Below are 7,812 nucleotides of genomic sequence, written 5' to 3'. Positions count from 1 at the left end.
ATTTAAATGTATAGAATAAAAATAGGCTTTTCTTTAGTCTGTCACATAGTATGATGATAATTCTAGTCCAGAGTCCGATGAAATTTTTTTTCAATAAAACTATTTGTACGATAAGCGCATAAAAGGCATTTATTTTTTGGAAAAAAGCTGTATTATCGCGCTCCTAGTTATGAATAAATACAAAGCTCTAACTAGATTTCTATAAAGCACCGAGTCAAAGGACCGCAAGTCACCAGACTTATTTCTTTCAACCCATATCAGAGATGGTAATTCGATATGAGCGTTACTTCTGTAAACCCTGCCACCAATTCCACTAACGAATACTACTTGACTCGCCAAAGTCAGATGGAATCGAATGTACGTAGTTATCCACGTAAATTACCGTTAGCGATAGCGAAAGCACAAGGGTGCTGGGTTACCGATGTTGAAGGTACAAAATACCTCGATTGTTTAGCTGGGGCAGGAACATTGGCATTAGGCCATAACCATCCTGCGGTGATTCAAAGTATTCAAGACACAATTAATAGTGGTCTTCCTTTACATACTTTAGACTTAACGACGCCGTTAAAAGATGCTTTTACTGAAAGCTTGCTTTCTTATTTGCCAGGTGGCAAAGAAGAATATTGCCTACAGTTCTGTGGTCCATCTGGTGCAGATGCGACTGAAGCGGCAATTAAACTTGCAAAAACTTATACTGGACGTGGTTCAGTGATTAGTTTCTCAGGTGGTTATCATGGTATGACACATGGTTCACTTGCGATGACAGGTAACTTAAGTGCTAAAAATGCTGTAAATAATTTAATGCCAGGCGTGCAATTTATGCCTTACCCGCATGAATACCGTTGCCCATTGGGTATTGGTGGCGAGGCTGGTGTTGATGCACTCACGTATTATTTTGAACAATTCATTGAAGATGTGGAAAGTGGTGTAACCAAACCTGCTGCTGTGATTCTTGAAGCAATTCAGGGTGAAGGTGGTGTGGTTGTTGCGCCAACCAAATGGCTTCAAAAAATTCGTGAAGTGACCGAACGTCATAACATCGTCCTGATTCTTGATGAAGTTCAGGCTGGCTTCTCCCGTTCGGGCAAAATGTTTGCTTTTGAACATGCTGGTATAGAACCTGATGTTGTTGTGATGTCAAAAGCTGTAGGTGGAAGTCTTCCGCTTGCTGTTCTAGGTATTAAGCGTAAATTTGATGCTTGGCAACCAGCAGGTCACACGGGGACTTTCCGTGGTAACCAGCTGGCAATGGGTACAGGTCTTGCAACTTTGAATGTGATCAAAGAGCAAAATCTTGCACAAAATGCACAAGAACGTGGTGATTTCATTCAGGCTGAATTGAAAAAACTGGCACAGGAATTCCCATGTATTGGTCATGTACGTGGTCGTGGCTTGATGATCGGTTTTGAAATTGTTGATGAGCGTCAACAACCAAATCATCTCGGTGCATACCCCGCGGATTCACAATTGGCTGCTGCAATTCAAACTGCATGTTTTGATCATAAATTATTGCTTGAAAAAGGTGGTCGAGGTGGTACGGTCATCCGTTTACTTTGTCCATTGATCATTACTCAAGAAGAATGTGTTGAAGCGATTGCCCGTATTCGTGCTGCAATTGCAGAAGCTTTGGTTGCTGTTCGAGGCGCTCAATAATGGTTGATTTTGCAGAACATCGTAAAGCGTTACTCTGCAATGATGCCCAGTCCATTGCTGACTATGAGTCAGCAATGGCTGAAGCGGTTAAAGCCGTTTCTGCATGGTTGCAAAACGACAAAATGTATACAGGTGGAAGTATTAAAGAGTTGCGCTCAGCGATTTCTTTTAACCCATCCAAACAAGGTATAGGTCTGGATAAATCTGTTAACCGTATGACAGATTTATTCCTGAATAAAAGTTTAAAAGTTCATCATCCGCATTCTTTAGCACATTTGCATTGTCCAACGATGGTGGCAAGCCAGATTGCTGAAGTTTTTATCAATGCTACAAACCAGTCAATGGACTCATGGGATCAAAGCCCGGCAGGTTCTTTGATGGAAGTACAGTTGATCGACTGGCTTCGTCAAAAAGTGGGTTATGGCAAAGGTGAGGCAGGAGTTTTTACCTCTGGTGGAACTCAATCAAACTTGATGGGGGTTCTTCTTGCTCGTGATGCATGTATTGCAAAAAACTACAAAGATGAAAACGGTCAGGAATGGTCAGTTCAGCGCGATGGTATTCCTGCTGATGCTTTGAAAAAAGTGAAAGTTATCTGTTCTGAAAATGCACATTTTTCTGTGCAAAAGAACATGGCTATGATGGGTATGGGTTTCCAGTCTGTAGTTACTGTGCCAGTAAATGATAATGCTCAAATGGATGTAGATGCCTTGGAAAAAACCATGGCACATTTGCAGGCAGAAGGCAAAATCGTGGCATGTGTTGTTGCAACAGCGGGTACAACAGATGCTGGTGCGATTGATCCTTTGAAACAGATTCGTGAAATCACCAGCAAGTATGGCGCATGGATGCATATCGATGCAGCATGGGGCGGGGCGTTGATTCTGTCAAATGACCATCGCTCAATGCTTGATGGTATTGAATTATCTGATTCAGTCACTCTTGATTTCCATAAGCATTATTTCCAAACGATTTCTTGTGGTGCATTCTTGCTAAAAGATCCTGCAAACTATCGTTTTATGCATTATGAAGCAGAATATTTAAACTCTGCTTATGATGAAGAGCATGGCGTACCAAACCTTGTTTCTAAATCATTGCAAACGACTCGCCGTTTTGATGCTTTAAAACTCTGGATGACAGTGGAAGCACTTGGTGAAGAACTTTATGGTTCTATGATCGATCATGGTGTGGAGCTGACTCGTGAAGTTACAGATTATATTAAAGCAACTCCCGGCTTAGAACTTTTAGTTGAACCACAGTTTGCTTCAGTATTGTTCCGTGTAGTTCCAGAAGGTTATCCGGCTGAATTGCTTGATACTTTAAACCAAAACGTTGCAGATGAATTGTTTGCACGTGGTGAGGCAAATATCGGGGTAACAAAGGTTGGCAATGTTCAGTCGTTGAAAATGACTACATTAAGTCCAGTTGCAACATTGGAAAATGTGAAAAACTTGCTTGATTTGGTTTTGGCTGAAGCCGAACGTATCAAGGCTCCAATTCAAGCAGGCACCTATACTCCTGCGATTGATTAAGTATTTTTATGGTTAAAAAGAAAAGGTCGCAATTGCGACCTTTTCTTTTTAATATAGATAAGTTTTTAAATAAATTTCAATGCAATACAGACAAGCTGTTGTAAAAATACATGGGATTTTTTCAACAACCTGAACATGGAAATTAAGTGATACGAACTCAATAAGTACTGAGTTTCGGGCGAATCATAATATGATTCTGTTCTTTAAATTTCTTTAAAACAATGTAGGACTTTATATGTCCTATATAGTCATAAGCTAATAATTTTTCTGTGACAAAGTGAGAGAGTTGCTCCAGATTTTCTGCTACAACTTTTAAAATGTAATCAGCATCGCCACTAAGTGAAAATGCTTCCTGAATCTGGTCTTCAGCTTCAATGAGGTCCTGAAAGTCCTGTTTGGATTTGGCACCATGTGTACTTAAATTGACATGTACCATGGCTGTGATTTCGATGCCTAAAGCCTGTGGGTGAATGCGGGCTGTATAACCTAAAATGATACCTTTTTGTTCTAGTAATTGCCTTCGCCTAGAGCATTGTGAGGCAGATAATCCGATCATGTCTCCAACTTCCTGATTGGTGAGGCGTCCGTTTTTCTGTAGGGCTTGTATGATTTGCCAATCGAACTTATCCATTGCATAAAATCCTTTTATGATACACAAAACTTGTATTTATCCTTAAAACGGTTTCTATTATGCATGAAATCTAAAAATGAAATGCAATATTATTTTTATAAAGGATGATAATAATGTAAAGGAAAGTGAATATGTTAATAGAAATCGGACGGTATCTAAATAAAAGATTACAACAGCTTGGTATTTATCATATTTTTGGTGTGCCTGGTGATTTTAATTTATCTTATTTAGAACAGGTAGAAGCAGAGCAGGATTTGGAGTTTGTCGGAAACTGTAATGAACTCAATGCGGCATATGCTGCTGATGGTTATGCACGAATTAACGGTTTTTCAGCACTTGCGACCACATATGGTGTAGGTGATCTGAGCGCAATCAATGGTATTGCGGGTGCCTATACTGAAAATGTTGCAGTCGTTCATATTTCAGGAATTCCACCTTTACATGCGGTAAAGCAAGGTGCACTTTTACACCATACATTGGTTGATGGTAATTATGACAATATCATGAACTGTATGAAAGAGTTCACTGTAGCACAAACCAGATTGACCCCAGCAAATGCAGCTTCAGAGATTGATCGTGTTTTACGCCAATGCTTTATTGAGCGTCGACCTGTGCATATTCAGTTACCTTCTGATATTACACATATAAAAATTGAAGTAAACGAGCAACCTTTAAATTTGATTCAACCGAAAAGTGATCCAGAATTACTCGATGATGCGGTGAATAAAATTGTTAAAGCGATAGCAAAAGCAGAGCGACCAGCGCTATTAATTGATAATGAAGCGCAGATTTTTAATGTGACAGATTTATTAATGGATTTAGCTCAAAAATGTTCAATTCCTTTTGCGACCTTATGTACAGCTAAAAATATTATGGATGAATCTTCACCATTATTTGCAGGTGTATATGTTGGAGTTGCGAGTCAGCCATCTGTTAAAAATTTAATAGAAAATTCAGACTGTTTGATTGGAATTGGGCCACGCTTTACGGATGTGGGATCGGCATATTTTACTCATAATATCCAACCAGAACATTTTATTGAGATTAAACAATATGATGTTAATATTTTTAATCAAAATTTTCCTGGAATTGATATCACTGAACTTTTAACACAGATCATGGAACAAGTCGCGATTCGAAAAGTATCAAAACCGACATTGGAACCGACTGAGAAGAAAGTTGAACAATTTGCTTCATCACGAAAATTATCACATGACATATTGTGGAAATATGTTAGCCAGTTTTTGAAAGAAGATGATGTCATTATCGGTGAAGTAGGTACTTCTAATACTGCACTTTCAGGTATTCGTTTGCCAACAACAGCTAAATATATTGCTCAACCCATCTGGGGATCTATCGGTTATACGCTACCTGCGTTACTAGGCAGTATGTTTGCAGCGCCAAAACGACGTCATGTCTTATTTATTGGTGATGGTTCAATACAGCTTACCATGCAAGAGTTATCGACTATTATTCGCCATGATTTAAAACCGGTTATTTTTGTTTTGAACAATGGTGGTTATACGATCGAGCGCCTGATTTTAGGTGAAAACTCTACCTATAACGATATCCAGAACTGGAAATATACAGAGATGATCAATGTATTCAATGGCAAAGGAGCTTATGACACTTTTGTTGTTGAAACTGCTGGAGAGCTGCAAAACACATTAGATAAAGTTTCAAACTATGATGGTCTTGCATTGATTGAATTAAAGCTCCCAGCGATGGATGCTCCGCTTGCCTTACAAAAGTTTGCTGATGTTGTTGCTCGTTATGATTATGGTGACTTGGCTTATCGCAAATTAAAAACACCTCCTCAATTTGCTCCATGTAAAGACGCGATTTAAGTCATTGGGAAATGTAAGGACTACATTTCCCTTTTTAGGATTCAACCTTGAATAAAAAATGGAACATCTGCTTATTCTTATTGCTGATGTTCTGCTCCCTTTCACCGATGGAAAGAACACTGTAAAGGAAATGACAGTGCTATTGGAGTTGTTATGGATAGTCAAAATAATCAGACACTAAAAAAGGAATTGTCAAACCGACATATACAATTAATTGCACTAGGTGGTGCAATCGGAACGGGACTTTTTCTTGGACTTTCACAAACCATTAAACTGGCTGGGCCTTCCGTCTTGCTCGGATATGCCTTGGCAGGGGTGATTGCATTTTTAATTATGCGACAGCTGGGTGAAATGGTTGTACATGAGCCCGTAAGTGGTTCATTTAGTTATTTTGCCAATAAATATTGGGGTAAAATGGCTGGTTTCATGTCTGGCTGGAATTACTGGGTACTGTATGTATTGGTGAGCATGGCTGAACTAAGTGCAATAGGTACATTCGTACAGTTTTGGTGGCCAGAAATCCCAACTTGGGTTACTGCATTATTTTTCTTTGTTTTGATTAATGGTATTAACCTGATTAATGTGAAATTCTTTGGTGAGACAGAGTTTATTTTCTCATTTATTAAGATTGCTGCCATTATAAGTATGATTTTGTTTGGTGCATATTTACTTTTCAGTGGTAATGCAGGTTCACAGGCAAGTGTGCAAAATTTATGGCAATTTGGTGGTTTTTTCCCAAATGGTGCTCATGGTTTTGTGATGGCAATGGCTGTGATCATGTTTGCTTTTGGTGGTCTGGAATTGATCGGAATCACTGCTGCTGAAACAAAAAATCCGCAAAAAACCATTCCTAAAGCAGTCAATCAAATTGTATATCGTGTCCTGATTTTCTATGTTGGCGCAATCGGGATTTTACTTTGTCTTTATCCCTGGAATCAGGTTGCACAAGGTGGTAGTCCTTTTGTATTGATTTTTCAATCGCTGAATAGTCAGGGTGTGGCAAATGTACTGAATTTTGTAGTCTTGGTTGCAGCAATCTCAGTTTATAACAGTTGTATTTACTGTAATACCCGTATGTTGCATGGTCTGGCTGAACAAGGAAATGCGCCAGATTTCCTTAAAAAGGTGAATAAACGCGGTATTCCTGTTAATGCTGTTTTAGTGTCTTCTGCGGTAACTGCAATTTGTGTATTGATTAATTATGCTGTGCCCAGTAAGGCATTTGAGCTGCTGATGATGCTGGTTGTATCTGCATTGGTAATTAACTGGTTAATGATCTCTATTACCCATTTAAAATTTATCAAGGCAATGAAAAATGAACATCAAATCACCAGCTTTAAAAGCATATTAAGCCCGTGGAGTAATTATTTAACGATTGCTTTTGTGTTCTTTATTTTAATTGTAATGAGCCTGACACCCGATATGCGCATTGCAGTGTTACTGATACCTGTCTGGTTGCTGGCACTATTTGTAATGTATGCATTAAAATATCGTAAAAAGACTATTTCTTTACCAGAAATACAGCCAAATCAATGATATGTGGGTAAAAGAGATCTGTAGAAGGTCTCTTTTACAATATTATATTTCGAGCTAATAATTGTGTGATACTGAGCCAGAAAGAGGTCAGGATAATCAAAACCATCGAAATACTACTACAGACAAAAATAATCTTTTGATAGGGGTGACGACAGCTCATGATCAGTGGAATATGATAGCTGTGATACATTGAGCGTATCGTTTGTAAGATTAGGATTGCAAAGGAAATGATACTAATACTATTGATTAGACTCTGAATAATAAATAGCTGTGGAATTTGATGTAATAAAAGATAAATAAAAAAACCACTCATGCTAATGAGTAGGCTAATGGTACTGGTTGATCCAACCATTCTTAAATACGTTTCATGCCATTGTGGCGTAGTGAGCGTTTGCTTCATCTTATTTTCCTTTTTTAATGTTAATTATTTCTACTGTAACTTGACAGAGTTAAGCTACTACTTTGAGGTGATGATCAGAGATCAGGCACTGATATTTTAACTTAAAGGAAAGGTGACAAGATGAATCTGGCGACATGAAATGTCGTACAAAACAAGTCAATAAAATCGTAAAAAATGTGACAAGAAAATGAAATATTACAATTAGATTATGAC

The 7,812-nt window shown here is 38.4% G+C and carries 6 protein-coding genes; 4 read left to right on the top strand and 2 right to left on the bottom strand.

Annotation, left to right across the window (positions count from 1 at the left end; all coding sequences use genetic code 11):
* Positions 1-276: 276 nt before the first annotated feature.
* Both KPC_RS15880 and KPC_RS15875 read left to right on the top strand, forming a co-directional pair.
* Positions 277-1,653, top strand: a complete 1,377-nt coding sequence (locus tag KPC_RS15880; protein WP_121975332.1) for a diaminobutyrate--2-oxoglutarate transaminase — start codon at positions 277-279, stop codon at positions 1,651-1,653.
* On the top strand, positions 1,653-3,185 hold the full coding sequence (locus KPC_RS15875) for a pyridoxal phosphate-dependent decarboxylase family protein (RefSeq protein ID WP_121975331.1): 1,533 nt from the start codon (positions 1,653-1,655) through the stop codon (positions 3,183-3,185). Before KPC_RS15880 ends, KPC_RS15875 begins: the two co-directional genes overlap by 1 nt.
* Positions 3,186-3,342: 157 nt before the next feature.
* Here the strand turns inward: KPC_RS15875 and KPC_RS15870 are convergent, their stop codons facing one another.
* Positions 3,343-3,816 carry an Lrp/AsnC family transcriptional regulator gene (locus KPC_RS15870; RefSeq protein WP_121975330.1) on the bottom strand — a complete coding sequence of 158 codons (474 nt, stop codon included), beginning with the start codon at positions 3,814-3,816 and terminating at the stop codon, positions 3,343-3,345.
* A 131-nt stretch (positions 3,817-3,947) separates the two neighbouring features.
* On the opposite strand from KPC_RS15870, the gene KPC_RS15865 reads away from it, so the two are divergent.
* The gene (locus KPC_RS15865; protein WP_121975329.1) at positions 3,948-5,663 is read left to right on the top strand and encodes an alpha-keto acid decarboxylase family protein; all 1,716 of its coding nucleotides are present in this window, start codon (positions 3,948-3,950) and stop codon (positions 5,661-5,663) included.
* 153 nt (positions 5,664-5,816) lie between these two features.
* Positions 5,817-7,199, top strand: coding sequence for an amino acid permease (locus tag KPC_RS15860; RefSeq protein ID WP_121975328.1), 1,383 nt, complete (start codon positions 5,817-5,819; stop codon positions 7,197-7,199).
* A 34-nt stretch (positions 7,200-7,233) separates the two neighbouring features.
* Here the strand turns inward: KPC_RS15860 and KPC_RS15855 are convergent, their stop codons facing one another.
* Positions 7,234-7,599: a hypothetical protein gene (locus KPC_RS15855; protein ID WP_121975327.1), complete on the bottom strand. Its 366-nt coding sequence runs from the start codon at positions 7,597-7,599 to the stop codon at positions 7,234-7,236.
* Positions 7,600-7,812: the final 213 nt, after the last annotated feature.

The sequence above is a fragment of the Acinetobacter stercoris genome, from assembly GCF_900323515.1.
GTDB classification, from domain to species: Bacteria; Pseudomonadota; Gammaproteobacteria; order Pseudomonadales; family Moraxellaceae; genus Acinetobacter; species Acinetobacter stercoris.
Note: the sequence above shows the minus strand (reverse complement) of the source record. Positions and strands in the feature narration are given on the sequence as shown.